Origin of the sequence: Pseudothauera rhizosphaerae (assembly GCF_004801305.1) — a bacterium.
Lineage (GTDB): Bacteria > Pseudomonadota > Gammaproteobacteria > Burkholderiales > Rhodocyclaceae > Pseudothauera > Pseudothauera rhizosphaerae.
In genome coordinates, this window is record NZ_SSOD01000014.1 from 88682 (window position 1) to 109057 (window position 20376).

Below are 20376 nucleotides of genomic sequence, written 5' to 3' on the forward strand. Positions count from 1 at the left end.
CCTCCCCCCTTGCGGGGGAGGGCTGGGGAGAGGGGGCGCCCCGCAGGGGCGCAAGCGGGAACCGGATGTCACGGAGCCTTGCTCCGCCCCCTCTCCCCAACCCCTCTCCCGCAAGGGGAGAGGGGCTTTGCCGGGTTTGACCGAACGAGATTGGAAAGAGTGTGGAGCCAAACATGAACCTGGCCGACACCGGCCCCGCCGCCGCGCAGGAAGTGCGCACCGTGTGCTGCTACTGCGGCACCGGCTGCGGCGTGATTGCCGAGCACGATGGCCGCCGCATCACCGCGGTGCGCGGCGACCCGGTGCATCCGGCCAACTTCGGCCGCCTGTGCACCAAGGGTTCCACCCTGCATCTGGCCGCTGCCCCCGGCGGGCGGGCCCTGTTCCCGGAACTGCGCAATACCCGCACCGAGCCGCGCCGCGAGGTGGATTGGGACACCGCGCTGGAAGCCGCCGCCGAGCGCTTTGCCGCCATCATTGCCGAGCACGGCCCGGACGCAGTGGCCTTCTACGTCTCCGGCCAGTTGCTCACCGAGGACTACCACGTCTTCAACAAGCTCGCCCGCGCACTGGTGGGCACCAACAACATCGATTCCAACTCCCGCCTGTGCATGTCCAGCGCGGTGGCCGGCTACAAGGGCACCCTGGGGGCGGACAGCGTGCCTGCCTGCTACGAGGACATCGCGGTCGCCGCGCACCTGCTCATCGCCGGTGCCAACCCGGCCTGGGCCCATCCCATCGTGTTCCGCCGCATCGAGGACGCGAAGCGGGCCAACCCGGAACTGACCATCACCGTGGTGGACCCCCGGCGCACCGAAACCGCCGAGTTCGCCGACCTGCATTTGCAGATCGCCCCCGGCAGCGACGTGCTGCTCTACAACGCCATGCTGCACGTGCTGCTGTGGGAAGACCTCGTGGACCGGGACTTCATCCGCGAGCACACCAGCGGCTTCGACGCGCTACGCGCCCAACTCGCCGAATGCTCCCCCGGCAACGTGGCCGCCGCCTGCGGCCTGCCGGCGGAGCGCATCGTCGAGGCCGCGCACCGCTTCGGCCGCGCGCGGGCGGCCCTGTCCCTGTGGTGCATGGGCCTCAACCAGTCCCACCACGGCACGGCCAGCAACGCCGCGCTGATCCACCTGCATCTCGCCACCGGGCAGATCGGCCGCCCCGGCGCCGGGCCGTTTTCCCTGACCGGCCAGCCCAACGCCATGGGCGGTCGCGAAGTCGGTGCCATGGCCACGATCCTGCCCGCCCACCGCGACCCGGCCGACGCCGCCGACCGGGCCGAACTGGCGCGGCTGTGGGGTGTGCCGGCATTGCCCGAAACGCCGGGGCTGGCCGCCGTGCAGCTCTTCGACGCGCTGGCCGACGGCAGGGTGAAGGCGGTGTGGATCGCCTGCACCAACCCCGCCCACTCCCTGCCCGACCAGGCCCGCGTGCGCGCGGCGCTGGAGAAGGCGGAGTTCGTCGTGCTGCAGGAGGCCTTCGCCGGCACCGAGACCGCCCCCTTCGCCGACCTGCTGCTGCCGGCCGCGAGCTGGGGCGAGAAGTCCGGCACCGTGACCAACTCCGAACGCCGCGTCAGCCGCGTGCGCGCCGCCGTGCCCGCCCCGGGCGAGGCCCGCCCCGACTGGGCCATCGCCGCCGACTTCGCCCGCCGCCTGGCGCGGCGCCTGGGCCGGCCCGCGGACGGCTTCGCCTGGGCCGACGAAGCCGCGGTGTTCGCCGAACACGCGGCCCTCTCCGCCGGGCGCGACTGCGACCTGAGCGGCCTGTCCCACGCCCTGCTCGACGCGCAAGGCCCGCAGCAGTGGCCCTTCCCCCGGGGCGCTGCCACCGGCACCGCGCGCCTCTTCACCGACGGCCGCTTCCCCACGCCGGACGGCCGCGCCCGCTTTGACCCGGCCGGCTTCCCTCGGCGCCACGCCCTGCTGCCCGAACCCACCGACGCACGCCACCCCTTCGTGCTGCTCAGCGGCCGCCTGCGCGACCACTGGCACGGCATGAGCCGCACCGGCAAGGTGGCCGGGCTGTGGGGCCACACCCCCCAGGCGGTGGCTGGCCTGAACCCGGTGGACATCACCCGCCGCGGCCTGCGCGCGGGGCAACTGGTGCGCGTTGCCGGGCGGCGCGGCGAAGTGGTGCTGCCGCTGGCCGCCGATGCCACGGTGGCGCCCGGCCAAGTATGGATACCCATGCATTGGGGCGCGGCCACCCTGGCCCGGCCGGGCGCCAACGGGCTGACTTCGCCGGCTACCGATCCGCTCTCCAAACAGCCGGCGCTCAAACAGGCGGCGGTGAGCATCGCACCGGCGGAATTGCCCTGGCGCGCCGTGTGGGCCATGGCGGTGGAGGATGCCGCCGCGCCCATGGCCGCATTGCAGCCCGTCCTGGGGCGCTTCGCCTACGCCGCCCAGTCCCTGGCCGGCGGTAGCCGGCCGGTGTTGGTGCTGCGGGTGGCGGACGCCGCGGCGCCGGACGAGGCCCTGCTCGACCCCATCGACGCCCTGTTCGGCTGCGCCGCCCCGCAGGCCACACTGGCCTACGCCGACCGGCGCCGCGGCATCGCCAAGCGCGCGTGGGTGGAGGAGGGCCGGCTGGCGGCGATCCGCCTGGCGGGCGAGACCGCCGCGGCCGACTGGCTGGTGGCGGCGATCGCCGCCGGGGAGCCGGCAGAACGCTTGCGTGCCTGGCTGTTCGCCCCCCTCGCCGGGGCACCGCAAGGGCTGGCTGCGGCGAGCCGGACGGTGTGCAACTGCCACGGCGTGAGCGAGGCGCAGATCCGGGACGCGCTGACAGCAGGCGCCGATCTGGCGCAGTTGCAGGCCAGGCTCAAGTGCGGCACCGCCTGCGGCTCCTGCCTGCCGGAACTGCGCAGGCTGGCGGCCGGCCCGCCTCCCCTCTCCCCTTGCGGGAGAGGGGCCGGGGGAGAGGGGGACATGGCCGTGGCAGCACCTTCCGCCGATGCGCCCTGACGGGCGCTCCCCCTCATCCCCGACCCTTCCCCCACGAGGGGGGAAGGGGGCAGGAAACTACCGCGCCACGGCGGCGATCTCGCTCGCGCCTCCGATCACTCGCTGTCGTAGCCCAGCAGCCGGCGTTCGGCGATCAGGCGGGCGGCCGCCTCGGGCACCTCGCGCTCCCAGTCGCCCGTGCCGCGGCGCAGGTCGGCCAGCACGGCAGCGCCGTCGATGTGCAGATGGCTGTCGTCCACCGGGTCCACGGCGATGAGCTTGTCGTTCTCGACCAGGTAGGCGAGCAGGTGGCGCTGCCGGTCGGGCACCTGAACGTTGTCCAGCGTGATCAGGGGCGCGTCGGTGGCCGGGCGCGAGGGGTAGACGTAGACGTGGGTGTTGTCCGGGAAGAGCTTGCCGAAGGCTTCCAGGATGCCGCCTTCCAGGCCCTCGTAGTATTTCTCGTCGAACAGGAACTGGAAGTCGCGTACGGACAGCACGATGCCGATGGGCTTCTGCGTGTAGCGCCGCAGGTAGGCGCGCAGGCGGAAGAAGCGCAGGTAGTCGGAGATCATCACCGTGTAGCCCTGGGAGGCGAGCAGGTCGATGCGGGCGAGGAAGTCCGCACCGTCCACGTTGTCGCCGCTCACCAGCGTGTTCATGGTGATCTCGGCGAGCGCCACCAGCTTGTCCTGCTCCACGTCCTCCAGTCCGGCGAAGCGGCGCTGCGCGGCGTGCATCATGTCCACGTTGACGCAGGTCACCGGCTTGAAGCTGCCGCGCATCACCAGCACCGGCTTGCGGTAGAACAGTTCGCCGGGCACCACCACCTGGCCGTCCGGGTTGAACACCACCGCGCGGGTGAGCCAGCTGCGGATCAGGTGCAGATTCATCACCCGGTTTTCCACGTCCTCGAAGTAGGGGCCGGCGAAGTGGATCAGGTCCACCTCGATGCGGTCCGAGCCGAGGCCGTCGGCCAGGCCCTCGATGACCCATTCCGGGCGGTCGTGGTGGAAGAAGGCGCCGTGGATCAGGTTCACGCCGAGGATGCCGAGCGCCTCGGACTGCTGCGCGTTGGTGGCGTCCATCATGCGCACGTGCAGGATCACGTCGCTGGGCGCCGCGCCGGGATGCAGTTGCAGGCGGATGCCGATCCAGCCGTGGCATTCGTTCTGCTGCCTGTAGCTGCGCGCGGTGACGGTGGCCGCGTAGGCGAAGAAGGTGGTGTTGCGCGGGCGCAGGTGGGACAGGCGCTCGACCACCTGGGCGAATTCCTTTTCCAGCATCTGCATCAGCCGGTTGCGGCTCACGTAGCGGTCGGCCTGGCCGTAGATGGCGTCGCTCACCGCCATGTCGTAGGCCGACATGGTCTTGGCGACGGTGCCGGCGGCCGCACCCACGTGGAAGAAGCGGCGCGCCACCTCCTGGCCGGCGCCGATCTCCACGATGGAGCCGTACTTGAACTTGTCCAGGTTGATCTGCAGCGCTTTCTGGTCGGTGGTCAGGCTGTTGTCGCGGGTGCGCATCGGGTCGGTGTCCGTGTCCGGTGGGAAGGGAGTCTGGGGCGTCCTACTTGAGCGGGAAGCCGAGCCCGTGCAGGGCCTCGGCCAGGCGGCCGCGCCCGGTCATGGCTTCCGGCCCGGCGATGCGCTTGGCCGAATGCACCGCCCAGGTGCCGTGCACGTCCATTTTCTGTTCGATGTAGAAGCGTGCCATGGCCTGGTTGTAGGCCTCGATGCCGGGCTGCTGCTCGGCCACGGGCCGGTAGCGCTCCCGGTGCAGCACCACGGACTGGGGCAGGCGCGGCTTGGCAGCGGCCGGCGGGGCGGCGGGGTCTTCCACGCCCAGGGTCATGCCGAACACGGCGAACACGCGCGGCGGCAGGCCGAGGAGTTCCGCCACCCGCTCGGGCTGGTTGCGCAGGCCGCCGATGTAGCAGCCCGACAGGCCCAGGGATTCGGCCGCGGCCAGCGCGTTCTGCGCCGCCAGCGCGGCATCCACCGCGCCGATGACGAACATCTCCAGGTAATCCAGCGCGCCGTGGGGGCGGCCGGCGCCTTCGGCCACGTGGGCGAGGCGGGCGAGGTCGGCCAGCCAGACTAGTTGCAGCGGCGCCGCGCGCACGTGAGCCTGCCCGCCGGCGACTTCGGCCAGTGCCGCGCGGGTCTCCGCACTGCGCACCGCCACCACGCTCCAGGCCTGCAGGTTGGACGAGGTGGCGGCCGATTGCGCGGCGGCGACGATGGCCGTGAGCTGGTCGTCGCCGACCGGGTCGGGCAGGTAGCGGCGCACTGAGCGGTGGCCGAGCAGGTGGTCGATGACCGGCGACCAAGCGGCCGGGGCGGGCAGGGCGTCGCTGCCGTAGCGGGTGTTCAGGAGCTGCTGGGCACGGGCGTTCATCCGGATTCCATGGGGGAACGAAAGCGACAAGTATAGGCGGCCTGCTGCTACAATGCCGGCCGTGGCGGGTCTCCCCGCATCGCAGCGCGGTGAACCTGGTCAGGGCCGGAAGGCAGCAGCCACAGCCGTTCCCTGTGAGTGCCGGGGGTCGGGCTCGCCACCCCGGACATGAAGACGCCGGATGCCCTGAGGGGCATCCGGCGTTTTTTTTCGGCTTTCGATAGTCGGCGTGAGGGCGAATCGGTGAATACCCCTGCTCGGTCAAGCCCGCGGTGCTTCGACCCGGCTCCCTCGGCTCCTTCACATGCTCGAAGCGTTCATGGCGGGGGATCGGGGATTCAAGCGAGGCAGAAGAGACGCCAACCGGCTGTCTTCCCGCGCGGCTATACCGAAGGGGTAAGCATTTGGATATGTTGTCATTATCGTACCCAAACTACGACTCTAGAGACCATACCAAATTGGCTTGCCCTTGAAAAAGTCTTAGAAATCGCAGTATGGCTACGACTACTTCAAGCAAGCTAAATTCGCTCTACACCCGACTGGCACCGGGAATGCCGCTGACCTCGGAGGACCTGGCGGGGTTGGACATCTCCGCCGATCTTGCCGTTCATTACGTCCGGGCGGGTTGGCTTACGCGCCTGGCCCGTGGGGTGTACGCCCGTCCAAACGACACGCTGGCCCTGCATCCCAGCCTGCTGCTGTTGCAGCGCAGATTCGAGGGCTTGCACGTTGGCGGCAAGTCGGCGCTCGACTGGTACGGCGTGCGCCAGTACGTGTCGCATCAGCCGGTACTGCACTTGTATGGATGGACGGCTGCCCGTCTGCCGGAGTGGTTCACCGAACGCTTCCCGGCCGAGTACCGCCGCAAGCGCCTGTTCGACGAGCAGCCGGATGCCTTGCTGCACGTCGGCCCGTTCGAGAAGCGCAGCGGGGCGCCGCAGGTGTCGGCGCCGGAGCGTGCGTTGTTGGAGCTGTTGAGCGAAGTCGGCGTGCGCCAGTCCTTGCAGGAAGCCCGCGAACTCATCGAAAGTGCGTACAGCCTGCGCGCCGACGTGCTGCGCGAGCTGCTGCAGCACTGCACGAGCGTCAAGACCGTGCGGCTGTGTCTGCAACTCGGCCGCGAGGGTTCGCTGCCTTGGGTGGACAAACTCGACCCGGCCACGTTGCCCACGGGCAGCGACCGCCCCTGGGTATCCCGATCGGCCGATGGCCTGCTGGTGCTCAAGCCATGAACCCGGTCTATCTCGATCTGGTCTTTCCCGATCACACGCTGCCGCGTGACGAGGCGCTGGCGCGCATCAACGCGGCTGTCCGGCAGGCCGCCGAACGGCTGAAGAAACGCGGCTTCCAGACGCACGCGGCGGCAGCGGCAGGGGAGACCAAGCTGCTGGTGCGCCGTGGCCCGATTCAGGTCAAGGTCGAAGTCAATTTCGTCATGCGCGGCACGGTGCAGCCGGTGCGTCGCGCTTCGCTCACACCGTCCGCCCGCGACACCTTGTTGGCTGATCTGGAGATTCCAGTGGTGTCGCTGGAGGATGTGTACGGCGGCAAGCTGGCGGCGGCGCTGGACCGCCAGCATCCGCGCGACCTGTTCGACGTGATGCAGCTCTTTGCGCACGAAGGCATCACGCCCGGCATCCGGCGTGCCTTCGTGGTCTACCTGGCCAGCAGCAACCGGCCTATCCATGAAGTGCTGTTCCCTCCGCTGCGAGACATCCGGCACGACTACGCGCACAGCTTCCAGGGCATGACGGCCGAGCCGGTGCCGCTCGATGCGCTGCTCGCCGCGCGGGAACGCATGGTGCGCGAAATCCAGCAAGGCCTGGACGATAACGAGCGGCGCTTCCTGCTGTCGCTGGCAACTGGCACGCCGGAGTGGTCGCTGCTGGGCATCGCGCACCTCGAACATCTGCCGGGTATCCGCTGGAAGTTGCACAACCTGGCCCAGTTGCAGAAGGCCGATGCGAAGAAGTTTGCCGAGCAGGCCGACTTGCTCGCCGCACGGCTGTCTGCGCCAGGCGATCAAGGCCGTGTCCCGAAGCCAAGTTGACGACGCTGGTTCCGCTGGCAGCCATCCCTCGAACGCACAGCCAAGGCTGCGCGTTCCTCGTTCTGGAAGACAATACCGCAGCCCCGCAAAGTGGCCAGAAGTAGAGCTAACCACTTGTCCCGTATATGATTTTCCCTTCAAGGCATTTTACGAAGGGCTTGACACCGGCCCTTTTTTGCCGCCGGGCCGCCCCAAGGCAAAAAGCGCCCCCTCGGGGGGGCAGCGACCCGCGCAGCGGTGAAGCGTGGGGGGCCTTTCTTGCTCCTTGCGCGGGGTTCAGACGAGCAGGCTGTCCATCAGCATCATGCCCACGAAGCCGGCCACCAGTCCGCCGGTGGCGAGGGTCTCGTGCCCGCGGCGGTGGGATTCGGGGATGATCTCGTGGCTGACTACGAAGAGCATGGCACCGGCCGCCGCGCCCAGGCCCCAGGGCAGCAGGGCGGCGGACTGGCCCACCGCTGCCGAGCCGGCCAGCGCGGCCACCGGTTCCACCAGGCCCGAGGCGGTGGCCACCGCGACCGCGAACAGGCGGCCGTAGCCGGCGGCGGCGAGGGCGATGGCGACGATCAGCCCTTCCGGCACGTTCTGCAGCGAGATGCCCGTGGCCACCGCGTTGCCGTTCGCCTGGCCGGCGGCCACGCCGATGGCGAGTCCTTCCGGGATGTTGTGCACCGCGATGGCGAACACGAACAGCCACACGGCCTTGGCCGAACGCGCGCCGTCCGGCACGTGCTCGTGGGGGAGCGCCCGGTCCAGCGCGAGGAGCGCGAGGGCGCCGCCGACCAGGGCGATGGCCACCGTGACGACCGCGTCGCTGCGGCTCGCGCCCAGTGCCTGGGCGGCTTCGAAGCCGGGCAGCAGCAGGGAGAACACGCTGGCGGCGAGCATCACGCCGGCGCCGAAGCCGAGCAGCAGGCTTTCCACGCTGGGGCCGATGCGGCGCGTGGCCAGCACCGGCAGCGCGCCCAGCGCGGTGGCCAGCGCCGCCATGGCGCCGCCGGCGATGGCGTAGTGCAGCGTGCCGGCGATACGGGGCAGGACGCCTGCGGCTTGCACGGCGAGGAGGGCGATGCCGAGCAGCGCGATCATCCAGCCGGCCATCGCACGGGCGAAGCCGGCGGAGTTGGGGGGTTGGAGGTGCAGTCGAGCTATGCGTGCGGCCATGATCGATCTCCTTGTCCTTGCAATGGGCGCCGCAGGCGTCCCGTTGCGTCAATGATCCATCAAGGCTGCGTATAGCTCAAATTGAATGATCCGAATTCTTCAATAGAGATTTGTAATCGATGGTCAGGAAGACCGCTGGTAGCCGCCCACGACTCCCTGCGGCGACAGCACGAACTGCCACAGTTGCGTGGTGCGCGCGCGGAAGGTGCCGGCGCAGGCCAGCAGGTAGTAACGCCACATGCGGCGGAAGCGTTCGCCGTAGCTGGCGGCGAAGTGGGGCCACGTGGCCTCGAAGTTGGCGTGCCAGGCCATCAGCGTGCGGTCGTAGTCGGCGCCGAAGTTGTGCACGTCCTCGGTGATGAAGAGGTTCTCCGTGGCCTCGGCGACCTGGCCCAGGGAGGGCAGGTCGCCGTTGGGGAAGATGTAGCGGTCTATCCAGGGGTCGGTGGGGGTGCGGCGCAGGTTCTTGCCGATGGTGTGCAGCAGGAACAGCCCGTCGTCGGCCAGGCAGCGCCGCGCGACCTTGAAGAAGTGGCGGTGGTTCTTGTGGCCCACGTGCTCGAACATGCCCACCGAGGCGATGCGGTCGAAGCGCTGATGGCCGTCGGCGCCGAACTCCCGGTAATCCTCCAGGCGGAACTCCACCGGCAGGCCGGCGCAGCGCGCGGCGCCGTGTTCGGCCTGCTCCCGCGAGATGGTGAGCCCCACGCAGGACACGCCGTAGCGCTCGGCGGCGAACTTCATCAGGCTGCCCCAGCCGCAGCCGATGTCCAGCAGGCGCATGCCCGGGCGAAGGTCGAGCTTGCGGCAGATCAGGTCCAGCTTGGCTTCCTGCGCCTGGGTCAGGCTGGACGCGTCCTTCCAGTAGCCGCAGGTGTAGGCCATGTGGGGGTCGAGCATGGCCTCGAAGAAGGTGTTGCCGGTGTCGTAGTGCACCTGGCCCACGTGCCAGGCGCGCTTGAGGCTCTGCAGGTTCATCAGCTTGGCGCGCAGGCCCTGCACCAGCATGGCGGTGCCGCTCACGCGTTCGTCCAGGCGGGCGCGCAGCACGCGGGCGATGAATTCGTCCAGCCGCTCGCAGTCCCACCAGCCGTCCATATAGCTCTCGCCCAGGCCCAGGCTGCCGCCGGCCAGCACGCGCTCGGCGGTCTGCGGGTTGTGGAGCTGGATGTCCCAGGGCCGTTTGCCGTCCACCTCGATGCCGGCTTCGGCGAGCAGGCCGGCGAAGGCCTCCAGCGCGCTGCGCGGCCGTGCCTGCTGCGCTCCGTCCGGGCGCACCCGGAGGGAAGAAGAGGAACCGGAATGGGTATGCTCCATCGAGGGTCTCCTGTTCTGTCGCGTTGTCATGGCGGGTTCTGTGCCCCGCCGTTCCATCCAGACTAGACGATCCCGCGGCGTTGCGCCCAAGGGCAAAGCGCACGCCGTCGCCATAATTGCAGGCGGCATGGGCGCTGGCCGACACACGAAGAATAGACGCCGTTTTCGGATAGCTCCAATTGATAGGCAGTATGACGTCGATTGCGGCTGGCAATCGATTCGTGCCCGTCCATAGCCCCCATCCGGCCGCGGCCGGCGGAGCCCACTCTGCTAGAATCGCCCGCCATGAGCTATCAGGTTCTCGCGCGCAAGTGGCGGCCGAAGTCCTTCGGCACGCTGGTCGGCCAGGAGCACGTCGTCCGGGCGCTCACGCACGCGCTGGCGACCGGGCGCCTGCACCACGCCTGGCTGTTCACCGGCACGCGCGGGGTGGGCAAGACCACCATCAGCCGCATCCTCGCCAAGGCGCTCAACTGCGAGACCGGGGTCACCGCCGAGCCCTGCGGCCAGTGCGCCGCCTGTCTGGCCATCGACGCCGACCGCTTCCCCGACTACGTGGAGATGGACGCCGCCTCCAACCGGGGCGTGGACGACATGGCCGCGCTGCTGGACAAGGCCGTGTATGCGCCCACCCAGGGGCGCTACAAGGTCTACATGATCGACGAAGTGCACATGCTCACCGGGCACGCCTTCAACGCCATGCTGAAGACGCTGGAAGAGCCGCCCGAACACGTCAAGTTCATCCTCGCCACCACCGATCCGCAGAAGATTCCGGTCACGGTGCTCTCGCGCTGTCTGCAGTTCAACCTCAAGCAGATGCCGCCGGGCCACATCGTGGACCACCTGACGCGCATCCTGCAGGCCGAGGGAGTGCCCTTCGAGGCCCCGGCGCTGCGCCACCTGGCCAAGGCCGCCCACGGTTCCATGCGCGACGCCCTGTCCCTGCTCGACCAGGCCATCGCCCATGGCGCCGGCAAGGTGGAGGAGGAGCAGGTCACCCACATGCTGGGCACGGTGGGCGACGACCACCTGTACGCGGTGTTCGACGCGCTGCTGGCCGGCGACGTGGACGCGCTGCTGGCGGTGGCCGACGGCATGGCCGCGCGCAGCCTGTCGTTCGAGGCCGCGCTGCAGTCCCTGGCCTCCCTGCTGCACCGCATCGCCGTGCTGCAGTTCGCCCCCGCGGCCATCGTCGACGACACCGAGCGAGCGCGCCTGCAGCCCTACGCGGACGGCTTCGACGCCGAATACCTGCAACTGGCCTACCAGATCGCCATCCACGGGCGCGACGAACTGGCGCTGGCGCCCGACGAGCAGGCCGGGTTCACCATGACGCTGCTGCGCCTGCACGCCTTCCGTCCCGAAACGCCGCCGCCGCTCGGCGGCGCGGGCGGGGCCGGCGGCGGTGGGGCAGGGCGCGCGCGCGCCCTGCCAGCGGCACCGGCCCGCCCGGCCGCAGCGCAGCCCCGGTCCGCGCCGGAACCGGCGGCTGCCCCGCCGGCCGCCGAGCGTGAAACACCTGCCGCCGCGCCTCCCACGCCGGCCGTGGCCGAAGCGCCCGCACCGGCGTGGGCCGCGGCAGCGGAGACGCCGGCTGCGAGTACCGCAGCGCCGTCCGCGGATACCAGCGTGCCGCCCTGGGAAGAACTGCCGCCGGAAGCCTTCGAGGGCGCTCCGGCACCGCGGGCAAGCGAGCCCCCGCCACCGACCCCGCTGCGCGCGCCCGCCGAGACCCGCATGCCGTCCGGCACCGACGACTGGCACGCGCTGCTGCGCGCCCTCGGCCTGGGCGGCATGGTGCGCGAACTGGCCCAGCACTGCGAGTGGCTGGCCGAGCAGGACGGCCAGGTCCGCCTGCGCCTGTCCAGCGCCCATCGCCACCTGCTGGACATGAACGCGGGCGGCGTGGAGCGCCTGCAGGACCAGTTGAGCGCCCATTTCGGCCGTCCGCTGCGGCTGAAGATCGAGGTCGGCGAGATCGCCGACGCCACCCCGGCCCAGCGCGACCAGGCGGCGAAGGAAGCCCGCCACGCCCAGGCGGTGGCGGCGCTGGAAGCCGACCCCTTCGTGCGCGAGCTGATCGAACGCTTCGACGCCACGCTGCTCGAAGCTTCCGTCAGGCCGCTTTGAGCCTACCCCACATACCCACTTGCGGAGCAACCCACCATGATGAAAGGCGGTATTGCTGGCCTGATGAAGCAGGCCCAGCAGATGCAGGAAAACATGAAGAAGATGCAGGACCAGCTCGGCTCCATCGAGGTCGAGGGCCAGGCCGGCGCCGGCATGGTCAAGGTGCTGATGACCTGCAAGCACGACGTGCGCCGGGTCACCATCGACGACTCGGTGATGGACGACAAGGAAATGCTCGAAGACCTGGTGGCCGCCGCGCTCAACGACGCGGTGCGCAAGGTCGAGACGACCACCCAGGAGAAGATGGCCGGCTTCACCGCCGGGCTCAACCTGCCGCCGGGCATGAAGCTGCCGTTCTAACGGCCGCCCGCAGGGCGCTGACCACTCCCTCCCCCTTCAAGGGGGAGGGGCGGGGAGGGGGATGGGTTTCGGCCCAGGTTCGCAAGGACGCCAGACAATCCTGACGGAAACCCATCCCCCTCCTGTCCTCCCCCTTGAAGGGGGAGGAACCCTACGATGTACCTTCCGGCGGCCTGATTCGCAGCAGATATTCCCATGTCCCCCTCCACCCTCGACGAACTGATCGACGCCCTGCGCTGCCTGCCCGGCGTGGGCCCGCGTTCGGCCCAGCGCATGGCCTACCATCTGCTGCAGCGCGATCAGCGCGGCGCCGCCCGTCTGGCCCATGCGCTTGCCTATGCGCTGGACGTGCTGCGCCACTGCGAGCGCTGCAACAACTTCTCCGAGACCGACGTCTGTGCGCGCTGCGCCAGCCCGCAGCGCGACCGCAGCCTGCTGTGCGTGGTGGAGATGCCCGCCGACCTTGCGATGATGGAGCAGACCCACGCCTACAACGGCCTCTACTACGTGCTGATGGGGCGGTTGTCGCCCCTGGACGGCATCGGCCCGCGGGAACTGGGGCTGGACAGACTAATTGCGCGCGCCACCGACGGCGAGGTCGGCGAGGTCATCCTGGCCACCAACTTCACCAATGAGGGCGAGGCCACCGCCCACACCGTGGCCGAACTGCTGCGCACCCGCGGCCTCAGGGTGAGCCGCCTGTCGCGCGGCGTGCCGGTGGGCGGCGAGCTGGAGCACACCGACTCCGGCACCATCGCCCAGGCCCTGGTCGAGCGCCGCGCGCTCTGAGCCTCCTGCAACTCCCTGTTGCGCCGCGGCATTTCTGCCTGCGGCCATCCGTCCGGGGTGCGGCAATCCGCCGCGCAAAGCCTTGATTTGCGCGGGAATCCGCCATATGCGCTTTTTCTGCTGCGGGCTTTTGGCTATAATTCCCCGGTTTTTTTGAATCCGGGTCTTTGGTTTCCTTTCAGGGAAGAGGTCATGAGCGTTGATCAAAAGATGGACAGTGGCCGCCGCAACCTGCTGTTGGCGACGTCGGCCGCGGGCGGTGTGGCCGCTGTGGCGACGGCGGTGCCGTTTGTCGCCAGTCTGACGCCGTCCGAGCGCGCGAAGGCGGCGGGTGCGCCGGTCGAGGCCGACGTGAGCAAGCTCGCGCCGGGCGAGATGATGACGGTGGAGTGGCGCGGCAAGCCGGTGTGGATCCTGCGCCGCACCGAAGAGATGCTGGCGTCGCTGGAAAAGACCGAGGGTCTGGTGTCCGACCCGGCGTCCGACCGGCCGATGCAGCCGGAGTACGCCAAGAACCAGTACCGTTCCATCAAGCCGGAATACCTGGTGACCGTCGGCATCTGTACCCACCTCGGCTGTTCTCCGTCGGAGCGCCTGAAGACCGGTGCCGAAAGCGGCCTGGGCGCCGACTGGCCCGGTGGCTTCCTGTGCCCCTGCCACGGCTCCAAGTTCGATCTGGCCGGTCGCGTCTATAGCAGCATGCCTGCACCGGACAACCTCGAAGTGCCGCCCCACCAGTACCTGGCGGACACCCTTCTCATCATCGGCGACGACGGAAAGGCCTAAGCGATGACGACCAAATCTCAGGCTTTGCTGAACTGGATCGACGAGCGCTTCCCGCTCACGTCCACCTGGAAGGCGCACCTGTCGGAATACTACGCGCCCAAGAACTTCAACTTCTGGTACTTCTTCGGCTCGCTGGCGCTGCTGGTGCTGGTGATCCAGATCGTCACCGGCATCTTCCTGGTGATGCACTACAAGCCGGACGGCACGCTGAACGCCTCAGGCATCCCGGTCGCCTTCGCCAGCGTGGAGTACATCATGCGCGAAGTGCCGGGCGGCTGGCTGATCCGCTACCTGCACTCCACCGGTGCCTCGGCCTTCTTCATCGTCGTCTATCTGCACATGTTCCGCGGCCTGCTCTACGGTTCCTACCGCAAGCCGCGCGAACTGATCTGGATCTTCGGCACGCTGATCTTCCTGGCGCTGATGGCCGAAGCCTTCATGGGCTACCTGCTGCCCTGGGGCCAGATGTCCTACTGGGGCGCGCAGGTGATCATCAACCTGTTCTCCGCGATCCCGGTGATCGGTCCCGACCTGTCCCTGGTCATCCGCGGCGACTACGTCATCTCCGACGCCACGCTGAACCGCTTCTTCTCCTTCCACGTCATCGCCGTGCCGCTGGTGCTGATCGGCCTCGTCGCCGCGCACATCATCGCGCTGCACGAAGTCGGCTCCAACAACCCGGACGGCGTCGAGATCAAGAAGAAGAAGGACGCCAACGGCATCCCGCTGGACGGCATCCCCTTCCACCCGTACTACACGGTCAAGGACATCGCCGGCGTGGTGGCCTTCCTGTTCTTCTTCAGCGCGGTGGTGTTCTTCGCGCCGGAAGCCGGCGGCTACTTCCTGGAATACAACAACTTCATCCCGGCCGACCCGCTGAAGACTCCGCCGCACATCGCGCCAGTGTGGTACTTCACCCCCTTCTACTCCATCCTGCGCGCGGTCACCTATCCGCTGTTCGGCCTGGATGCGAAGTTCTGGGGCGTGGTGGCCATGGGCGCGTCGGTGGTGATCATCGCCTTCCTGCCGTGGCTGGACCGCAGCCCGGTGAAGTCGATCCGCTACAAGGGGCCGGTGTTCAAGATTGCGGTCGCGATCTTCGTCATCGCCTTCGCCCTGCTCGGCTTCCTCGGCGTGAAGCCGCCCGAGTACGCCTTCTTCGGCGTTATCCCGGGCGCACCCGTGGCGCAGATCTGCTCGGTACTGTACTTCGCCTTCTTCCTCCTGATGCCGTGGTACAGCAAGATCGACAAGTGCAAACCGGAACCGGAAAGGGTCAATTTCAAATGAAGACGCGTGTAATCAATCTGATCAGGCGCGCTGCGGCGGCGCTGCTGTTCGCCCCCGCGCTCGCCCTCGCCGCCGGTGCGCAACTGCATCTCGACCAGGCCCCGGTCAGCAAGGATCCGGCTGCGCTGCAGCACGGCGCCAAGCTGTTCGTGAACTACTGTTTGAACTGCCACAGCGCCAGCTTCACGCGCTACAACCAGTTGCAGAACATCGGCCTGTCCGAGCAGCTCATCCGTGACAATCTTTTGTTTACCGGTGAAAAGATCGGCGACCTGATGAAGGTCGCCATGCGCCCGGCCGAGTCCAAGGCCTGGTTCGGCGCCACGCCGCCGGACCTGACCCTGATCGCGCGCCAGCGCGCGTCCGAGTTCGGCAGCGGCGCCGACTGGCTGTACACCTATCTGCGCCAGTTCTACCGCGACGACAACCGTCCGACCGGCTGGAACAACGTGGTGTTCGAGAACGTGGGCATGCCGCACGTGCTGTGGGAACTGCAGGGCGAACAGGTGGCCGCGGTGTCCGAGAACCCCGACGGCACCAAGCACATCGAACTGTCGCTGGCCAAGCCGGGCAAACTGAGCGCCGAGGACTACGACAAGGCCGTCGCCGATCTGGTGTCCTTCCTGGTGTGGATGGGCGAGCCGGTGGCCGAGAAGCGCCAGCTCATCGGCGCCTTCGTGCTGCTGTTCCTGGCCGGCCTGTTCGTGCTGAGCTATGCGCTGAAGAAGAACTACTGGAAGGACATTCATTGAGCGCAAGGGTGAGCGGCCGCAAGGCCTAGTTCGCCCCCGCCCTTCCAGACGCACCACGCGAATCGCCGCGTGGTGCGCTTTGCTTTTGTATCCGGAGCTTTACGCATCATGATGAACCTTTATTCCGGCACCACCGATCCGTTCAGCCACCGTTGCCGGATCGTGCTTTACGAGAAGGGCATGGACTTCGAGGTGATCGACGTCGACCTCTACAACAAGCCGGAGGACATCGCCGTCATCAACCCATACAACCGCGTGCCGGTGCTGGTGGATCGCGACCTCGTGCTGTACGAGCCCAACATCATCAACGAGTACATCGACGAGCGCTTCCCGCATCCGCAGTTGATGCCGCCCGACCCGATCATGCGCGCCCGCGCCCGCCAGTTGCTGCACACCTTCGAGCTGGAGCTGTTCTCGCACATCGACGCGCTGGAGAAGAACCAGAAGGGCGCCGACAAGAGCCGCGCCCACGTGCGCGACCAACTGGTGCAACTGGCACCCATCTTCTCCAAGCAGAAGTTCATGCTGGGTGAGGAATTCTCCATGCTGGACGTGGCGATCGCGCCGCTGCTGTGGCGCCTGGAGCACTACGGCATCGAACTGCCCAAGACCGCCGCGCCGCTGATGAAGTACGCCGAGCGCATCTTCAGCCGCCAGGGCTTCATCGATGCGCTGACGCCGTCGGAAAAGGTCATGCGCCGCTGACGGCGGAGCTGCACGCCATGACCACCGTTTCCACCAAGCCCTACCTGATCCGCGCCATCCACGAATGGTGCGTGGACCAGGGGCTGACGCCCTATCTGGCCGCCGTGGTCGATGCCAATACGCTGGTGCCGCCCGGCAGCGCACGTGACGGGCAGATCGTGCTCAACGTCGGTTACGACGCCACCCACGATCTCGTCCTCGGCAACGAGGTGATCACCTTCCAGGCGCGCTTCGGCGGCGTGGTGCATTCGGTCGCCATCCCGATCGGCAACGTCGTGGCCGTGTATGCACGCGAGAACGGGCAGGGCATGGCCTTCGAGGTCGAGGCTGCGGAGGTGGCGGGCGATGCCGAAGCGCCGCAACCGGCGGCGGAGGAGGGAACAGCCCCCGCTGCTGCCGACGGTACGCCCGACGGCGATTCAACGGGCCCCGGCGGAGGGCGCCCTGGCGGCGGACGTGGCGCCCACCTGAAGGTCATCAAGTAGGCGCGTTTCCGGGCGGGCCCAGCCACGGTAGAGTGCCGCCAGCCGCCGCGCCATCTCGTCGGCCTGCCACTCCCGCGCATAGCGGCGTGCCTCGACGCCCAGGGCCTGCAGGCGCGCCGGTTCGTCGAGTAGCCCGGTGACGAGTTCGGCGAAGCCGTCCTCGTCGTCCGGGGCGATGCGGCAGCCGCGCTGTGGCCCGAGGATGTCGCGCGTGCCCATCTCCGCCAGCGCCACCACCGGCGTGCCCAGTGCCATCGCTTCCAGCAGCACCAGCCCCTGGGTTTCGGTGCGCGAGGCGAACACGAACAGGTCGGCCGCGCGGTAGCAGTCGTGCAGTTCGCTGTGGCGGTCGAGGTAGCCGAGAAAGCGCACGTGCTCGTTCAAGCCGCGTTCCTGCACCGTCGCGGCGAGGCCTGCCAGCGCCGGCCCTTCGCCGGTGACGAGCAGCAGTGCCGAAGGATGGGTGCGGCGCACGCGGTCGATGACGCCGAGCAGGAAGCCGATGTTCTTCTCGTGGGCCACCCGGCCGACGAAGAGCAGCAGGGGGCGCTCCCCGGCGATCTCGTAGCGGCTGCGGAAGTAGCCGCCGTCGCCGCCGGCGAACCGGCTTTCCGGCAGGCCGGTGGGCAGCACGTGCAGCGGGCGGGTCACGCCGTAGCGGCGCAGCGTGTCGGCCATCGCCGTGGACGGCACGATCACCGCGTCGAGCGCGTTGCACTGGCGGCATGAAAAGCGGCGTGCGGCGCTGCGTAGCCAGACCTGCGGCAGGAAGGGGATGTAGTGGAACAGATACTCTTCGAAGAAGGTATGGTAGGTGGCCACGCAGGGCAGCCCCAGTTCGCGCGCCAGATCGAGGCCGGCATAGTGCGCGGCGAAGGGGGTGTGGATGTGCACCAGCGTGAACTCGCGCCGGCGCAGTTCCGGCAGCAGCGCGCGGATCGCACTGCGGCGCATCAGGCGGTCCTCCGGGTCCATCGGCAGGTAGCGCGAGGGGATGCGCAGGATGTCGGGGTCGTCGTCGGCGGCGGCGCCGGGATAGGCCGGTGCGATCAGCGTGCTGCGGATGCCTGCGGCGGCGAGCGCCTGGCGAAAATTTTCGATGGACGTGCTCACCCCGTTGATACGCGGGAAGAACACGTCCGAGATCATCAGGATGTGCATGGCCCGGCCGACCGTTGTTCAAGCCCTGCAATCTAGGGTACGGGCGTGACCGTTTCGTTGCAGCGCGCGTGCCTGGGGTTTGATCCGGGTCAGACCGGCAGCGCGGTTTTTGGCTTATAAGCCGTTTTCTTCCGGGTGCGGCCGCTGGCCGCGGCCGGATCGGACATATTGACGAGCAGTCGGAGAATCACGATGCCTGCAATGGAGTGGAGCGAGAAGCTGGAGCTGGGTCTGGCGCGCATGGACGACACGCACCGGGAGTTCGTCGAACTCTACAACGCCCTGGAAGCTGCTGCGCCGGAGGACTTCATCGCGCGGCTGGACGCCTTCATCGAGCACACGGAAGGCCACTTCGGGCAGGAAAACCGCTGGATGGAGGCGGTGAACTTCCCCGGCTGCCACCGGGCCGAGCACGACCGCGTGATGATGGTGCTGCGCGACGTGCGCGAGCGCGCCGCGCGCGGCGACACCTTTCTCGGCCGGCGCCTGGTGGAGGAGTTGCCGGCGTGGTTCGAGAACCACGCCAGCGGCATGGATGCGGCGCTCGCCTTCCACCTGCAGACGGTGGGTTTCGACGTGGACAGCGAAACCTTCCCCGGCGAGGCCACGGGCGGCTGCAGCAAGCAGGAAGGCGGCGGCTGCGCCTGCGCCACGCTCGGCCGGGAAGAGGCGGCGTAGGCATCCAGTTCAGCGGCCCGGCCGGAAGGGAAAGCGTACCGGCGGGCGCTCGCCGCTCATCAGCGCGGCGAGCGCGGCGGCCGATCCGCAGGCCAGTGTCCAGCCCAGGGTGCCGTGGCCGGTGTTGTACCAGAGATTCACGCCGCCGCCCTTGCCGATGACGGGCACGTTGCCGGGCGTGGCCGGGCGCAGGCCGGCCCACAATTGCGCCTTGGCCGGATCCACCGCGCCGGGCAGGCGGTCTTCCAGCCAGCGCAGGATGCCCTGGCCGCGCACGGGGTCCGGCGCGGTGTCGAAGCCGTTCAGCTCGGCCGTGCCGGCCACCCGCAGGCGGTTGCCCAGGCGTGAACAGACGATGCGCGCCGATTCGTCGGTCAGGCTGACCATGGGCGCGCGCGCCGGGTCGGCCACCGGCGCGGTGATCGAATAGCCCTTGACCGGATAGATCGGCAGGCGCTCGCCGAGCGGCGCCACCAGCGCCGGGCCGTAGCTGCCCAGGCACACCACGTAGGCGCCGGCGCTGAGCAGGCCGCTGCGCCCGGCCGCATCCTCCACCTCGATGCCTTCCACGAGCCCGCCGGTGTGGGCGAGGCGGCGGATGGGCGTGTCGTAGTAGAAGCGCACGCCGGCCTCGGCGCATTTCTGCGCCAGCGCCTGGGTGAAACGGAAGGCGTCGCCCGATTCGTCGTCCGGCGCGTAGAGGCCGCCGGCCAGCCGCGCCGCCATGCCGGCCAGCGCGGGTTCCAGGGCGAGCATTTCCTCGCGGCCCGCCACCCGCGCGCGGATGCCGTGGCCGGCGAGCAGTTTCACTCGCTCGGCGGCCTTGCGGAACTCTTGTTCGCCGAAGAAGAGATGCAGGATGCCGCGGCCGAGGAATTCGTAGCCCAGGCCGAGTTCCTCGCGCAGGCTGCGCAGGCGCGTGGCGCTGTAGAGGGCGAGTGAAGCGATGGCTTCGGTGTTGCGGCGCGCGCGCGCCGGCAGGCATTCGTACAGGAAGGCGAGCGCCCAGCGCCACTGGGCCGGATCGCGGCTCGGCACGAAGCGCAGCGGCGCATCGCTGCGTCCCAGCCAGCGCAGGGCGATCAGGGGGGCGGCCGGGTTGGCCCACGGTTCGGGATGACTGACCGAGATCTGCCCGCCGTTGGCATAGCTGGTCTCCAGCCCAGCGGCCGGCTGGCGATCCACCACGGAGACGTCGAAGCCGGCCTTGCGCAGGTACCAGGCGGTGGTGATGCCGGTGACGCCGGCGCCGAGAACCATGACGTGCATGACGTTCAGCTTGCGGGATGCGTGACGGGAGCGCCGATGATACCCGCTGGCGGGCGCGGTCGGCGTCCGGATTAGTACCAAGG

Annotated in this window: 19 protein-coding genes and 1 other RNA gene; 14 read left to right on the forward strand and 6 right to left on the reverse strand. The window is 68.9% G+C overall.

Features of this window, described 5'->3' with window-relative positions; all coding sequences use genetic code 11:
- Positions 1–173: 173 nt before the first annotated feature.
- Positions 174–2978 (forward strand): nitrate reductase, encoded by a 2805-nt coding sequence (locus tag E6O51_RS16290; protein ID WP_136386064.1) that lies wholly within the window; start codon positions 174–176, stop codon positions 2976–2978.
- 95 nt (positions 2979–3073) lie between these two features.
- Here E6O51_RS16290 and E6O51_RS16295 read toward each other — a convergent pair whose 3' ends face one another.
- Positions 3074–4483, reverse strand: coding sequence for a TonB-dependent receptor (locus tag E6O51_RS16295; RefSeq protein ID WP_136386065.1), 1410 nt, complete (start codon positions 4481–4483; stop codon positions 3074–3076).
- 43 nt (positions 4484–4526) lie between these two features.
- Complete coding sequence (locus tag E6O51_RS16300; protein WP_136386066.1) at positions 4527–5357, reverse strand: nitroreductase family protein; 831 nt, start codon at positions 5355–5357, stop codon at positions 4527–4529.
- Positions 5358–5420: 63 nt separating this feature from the next.
- Here E6O51_RS16300 and ffs point away from each other — a divergent pair.
- The 4 genes from ffs to E6O51_RS16320 all read left to right on the forward strand — a co-directional run bounded on the left by ffs (position 5421) and on the right by E6O51_RS16320 (position 7407).
- An RNA gene (ffs, locus tag E6O51_RS16305) (signal recognition particle sRNA small type) lies at positions 5421–5519 on the forward strand.
- Positions 5520–5610: 91 nt separating this feature from the next.
- Positions 5611–5757: a DUF2274 domain-containing protein gene (locus tag E6O51_RS22400; protein WP_269140106.1), complete on the forward strand. Its 147-nt coding sequence runs from the start codon at positions 5611–5613 to the stop codon at positions 5755–5757.
- 94 nt (positions 5758–5851) lie between these two features.
- A complete protein-coding gene (locus E6O51_RS16315; RefSeq protein ID WP_136386067.1) occupies positions 5852–6589 on the forward strand; it encodes a type IV toxin-antitoxin system AbiEi family antitoxin in 738 nt (245 codons plus the stop codon).
- A complete protein-coding gene (locus tag E6O51_RS16320) occupies positions 6586–7407 on the forward strand; it encodes a nucleotidyl transferase AbiEii/AbiGii toxin family protein (protein WP_211091439.1) in 822 nt (273 codons plus the stop codon). Before E6O51_RS16315 ends, E6O51_RS16320 begins: the two co-directional genes overlap by 4 nt.
- A 276-nt stretch (positions 7408–7683) precedes the next feature.
- Here E6O51_RS16320 and E6O51_RS16325 read toward each other — a convergent pair whose 3' ends face one another.
- Together E6O51_RS16325 and cfa are read right to left on the reverse strand one after the other, a co-directional pair.
- On the reverse strand, positions 7684–8571 hold the full coding sequence (locus E6O51_RS16325) for a ZIP family metal transporter (protein WP_136386068.1): 888 nt from the start codon (positions 8569–8571) through the stop codon (positions 7684–7686).
- Positions 8572–8694: 123 nt separating this feature from the next.
- A complete protein-coding gene (gene cfa / locus E6O51_RS16330) occupies positions 8695–9888 on the reverse strand; it encodes a cyclopropane fatty acyl phospholipid synthase (protein ID WP_136386069.1) in 1194 nt (397 codons plus the stop codon).
- Positions 9889–10173: 285 nt separating this feature from the next.
- On the opposite strand from cfa, the gene dnaX reads away from it, so the two are divergent.
- From dnaX to E6O51_RS16370, 8 genes are all read left to right on the forward strand, one after another.
- Positions 10174–12018: a DNA polymerase III subunit gamma/tau gene (dnaX, locus tag E6O51_RS16335; RefSeq protein WP_136386070.1), complete on the forward strand. Its 1845-nt coding sequence runs from the start codon at positions 10174–10176 to the stop codon at positions 12016–12018.
- 36 nt (positions 12019–12054) lie between these two features.
- Positions 12055–12378: a YbaB/EbfC family nucleoid-associated protein gene (locus E6O51_RS16340; RefSeq protein ID WP_136386071.1), complete on the forward strand. Its 324-nt coding sequence runs from the start codon at positions 12055–12057 to the stop codon at positions 12376–12378.
- 195 nt (positions 12379–12573) lie between these two features.
- Positions 12574–13167, forward strand: a complete 594-nt coding sequence (gene recR / locus E6O51_RS16345) for a recombination mediator RecR (RefSeq protein ID WP_136386072.1) — start codon at positions 12574–12576, stop codon at positions 13165–13167.
- A gap of 192 nt (positions 13168–13359) precedes the next feature.
- The gene (gene petA / locus E6O51_RS16350; protein ID WP_136386073.1) at positions 13360–13953 is read left to right on the forward strand and encodes a ubiquinol-cytochrome c reductase iron-sulfur subunit; all 594 of its coding nucleotides are present in this window, start codon (positions 13360–13362) and stop codon (positions 13951–13953) included.
- Positions 13954–13956: 3 nt separating this feature from the next.
- Positions 13957–15243 carry a cytochrome b gene (locus E6O51_RS16355; protein ID WP_136386074.1) on the forward strand — a complete coding sequence of 429 codons (1287 nt, stop codon included), beginning with the start codon at positions 13957–13959 and terminating at the stop codon, positions 15241–15243.
- Positions 15240–15995, forward strand: a complete 756-nt coding sequence (locus E6O51_RS16360) for a cytochrome c1 (RefSeq protein WP_136386075.1) — start codon at positions 15240–15242, stop codon at positions 15993–15995. Before E6O51_RS16355 ends, E6O51_RS16360 begins: the two co-directional genes overlap by 4 nt.
- Before the next feature lie 108 nt (positions 15996–16103).
- On the forward strand, positions 16104–16700 hold the full coding sequence (locus tag E6O51_RS16365) for a glutathione S-transferase N-terminal domain-containing protein (RefSeq protein WP_136386076.1): 597 nt from the start codon (positions 16104–16106) through the stop codon (positions 16698–16700).
- Positions 16701–16717: 17 nt separating this feature from the next.
- Entirely contained in the window at positions 16718–17185 is a 468-nt protein-coding gene (locus E6O51_RS16370; RefSeq protein ID WP_136386077.1) for a ClpXP protease specificity-enhancing factor, read from the forward strand.
- Here E6O51_RS16370 and E6O51_RS16375 read toward each other — a convergent pair.
- Complete coding sequence (locus tag E6O51_RS16375; protein WP_136386078.1) at positions 17120–18346, reverse strand: glycosyltransferase; 1227 nt, start codon at positions 18344–18346, stop codon at positions 17120–17122. The two genes, E6O51_RS16370 and E6O51_RS16375, sit on opposite strands and share 66 nt — an antisense overlap.
- Positions 18347–18538: 192 nt before the next feature.
- Between E6O51_RS16375 and E6O51_RS16380 the strand changes: the two genes are divergently transcribed.
- Positions 18539–19024 carry a bacteriohemerythrin gene (locus tag E6O51_RS16380; RefSeq protein ID WP_136386079.1) on the forward strand — a complete coding sequence of 162 codons (486 nt, stop codon included), beginning with the start codon at positions 18539–18541 and terminating at the stop codon, positions 19022–19024.
- Between the two features lie 9 nt (positions 19025–19033).
- Here the strand turns inward: E6O51_RS16380 and E6O51_RS16385 are convergent, their stop codons facing one another.
- Complete coding sequence (locus E6O51_RS16385; RefSeq protein ID WP_136386080.1) at positions 19034–20293, reverse strand: D-amino acid dehydrogenase; 1260 nt, start codon at positions 20291–20293, stop codon at positions 19034–19036.
- Between the last annotated feature and the right edge of the window lie 83 nt (positions 20294–20376).